Source organism: Vibrio lentus, from assembly GCF_002875945.1.
Taxonomy (GTDB): Bacteria; Pseudomonadota; Gammaproteobacteria; order Enterobacterales; family Vibrionaceae; genus Vibrio; species Vibrio apostichopi.
The window spans coordinates 1-1,711 of sequence record NZ_MCZK01000091.1 but is presented as its reverse complement, the minus strand read 5'-3'; the positions used below and the strand labels follow the sequence as shown (position 1 = coordinate 1,711).

General features: G+C 35.8%; 2 protein-coding genes and 1 pseudogene. All 3 read right to left on the bottom strand.

Going from position 1 to position 1,711, the window contains the following annotated elements:
- Positions 1 to 46: 46 nt before the first annotated feature.
- Complete coding sequence (locus tag BCT49_RS06370; protein ID WP_102434591.1) at positions 47 to 262, bottom strand: DUF6434 domain-containing protein; 216 nt, start codon at positions 260 to 262, stop codon at positions 47 to 49.
- Positions 263 to 417: 155 nt separating this feature from the next.
- Complete coding sequence (locus BCT49_RS06365; protein WP_102434590.1) at positions 418 to 1,254, bottom strand: leucine-rich repeat domain-containing protein; 837 nt, start codon at positions 1,252 to 1,254, stop codon at positions 418 to 420.
- A 261-nt stretch (positions 1,255 to 1,515) separates the two neighbouring features.
- A pseudogene (locus BCT49_RS06360) lies at positions 1,516 to 1,711 on the bottom strand (RraA family protein); the annotation flags it as partial.

Sequence of the window (1,711 nt, the reverse complement as noted above, 5' to 3'; positions counted from 1 at the left end):
CATCTAAGCGGAGAAGAGCCTATTTTTGTAATCATATAAAACGGTATTAATTAACTTGGTCGCGCTTCGCCCACTCTTGCACGGCATCACCCATCGTCAATCCAGTTGCACTCTTCATCCAAAGCATGAAATCACGATCGAACTTAAACTGCTCACCAAATTGGGATTTAAAGTACCGACGAACATTCTGAGTCGTTTTGTAGCTATCCGTGATTAACGTATTTTCATCTATATGATTTTTGTGCCAATCAACCTTTTCCATGCTCTCTCAATCTTCCTTAAAACGCACAATCTAATGACGTAAAACGTTAATACCCAACCTAGGTTGTTAGGCCATTATAAACCCCAACCCTGAATCGAAAACACCAAGGCTTGCGGTTCAATTTTGATTACTTTGTTATATTTTACGGAACCAAGTTACTCTTGTACCAGAACGCCTTCATCTACTTCATAATCGCTTAATGAAGAGTTAGAGCTAATATCAAGACTTTCTAATGGGTTTTCAGTCGCCCATAAATCTCTTAGTTTAGAGTTGTGACTAATGTCCAATTTAGTGATCTTATTATCAGTTAAATACAACTTAGTTAGTTTGCCGTTTTTACTGACGTCTAACTCTGATAACTGGTTAAACATCAAACTTAGTTTATTAAGTTGTTCATTTTTACTGACGTTGACTTTAAATAGCTGGTTATCATTCAAGCCTACCTGAACTAAATTAGGGTTATGGCTAAAATCTACATATTCCAACTTATTCTCTTTTGCCCAGAGGTACTTCAGCTCTGTATTGCTTGATAAATCAAGACTTTCCATTTGGTTAGAAACTATGCCCAAGTCAGTAATTTTTAGATTTTTGGTAAGGTCTAACTCAGAAATTTGGTTAAAAGCAACGTTTAGCTCAGTCAAATTTGGGTTTTTACTTAAATCCAAGTTTGTTAGGTTTGATTTAGTAATAGAAACTGAAGTTAGATCGATATTTTTACTTAAATCAACACTGTTAAGCTGTTTACCAGATAACCACAATTCCTTTAGAGCGGGGAAATAGGTAAGCTCATTTGCGCTGTCTATATTCAGTTGACGACACACCAACTCAGTAATCTTAGCAGGGTCTATTATTCTCTGATCTAATACGCATTTTTGGAAATTACCGTCCTCAAACTGAATATCATTGACAGTGAGAACCTCACCGGAAAACGCATTTAGAGATGCGAATAAGCCGCACGTAGCTACTACTAATTTTTGTTTATAACTGCTCATATTGTACTCTATGTAAAGAAGCTAAAAATTTCAGAAGAATATGTTCTATCGGCGGAAGACAATAACAAAATAAGAAACTAAATCCATATGCTTATTTCTTGTTTTTGCAGAAGATCAACTAATTAGTTTCTTGCTGATAAACCTCTTAATACAGCATTTCGATTGTAATATATAATTCTTGCTTAAGTCCTATGGAACGAACCCTGCACAGCAAGCTCTAATAATAAATGACGTAGACAGCGAATCAACTCGAAAAATTAGTTAAGCTTTTTGTTTCGCACAGGTTATTGCTTGAGCTATTTTAGCCCTATGATTCATTTCCCACTCAGCTAATGTTAGTGAAGCTTCTTCACGTGCTTTCTTTGAAGCCATTGCAAACACTTCATCTTGTCTTGATTTAGGAATAACGACAATACCCTCTACATCAGCAACAATGACAGGCTTTGTTGCGTAATTC

Coding starts and splice junctions, on each gene's coding strand:
- BCT49_RS06370 (WP_102434591.1), bottom strand. CDS start 262: ATGGAAAAGGTTGATTGGCACAAAAATCATATAGATGAAAATACGTTA.
- BCT49_RS06365 (WP_102434590.1), bottom strand. CDS start 1,254: ATGAGCAGTTATAAACAAAAATTAGTAGTAGCTACGTGCGGCTTATTC.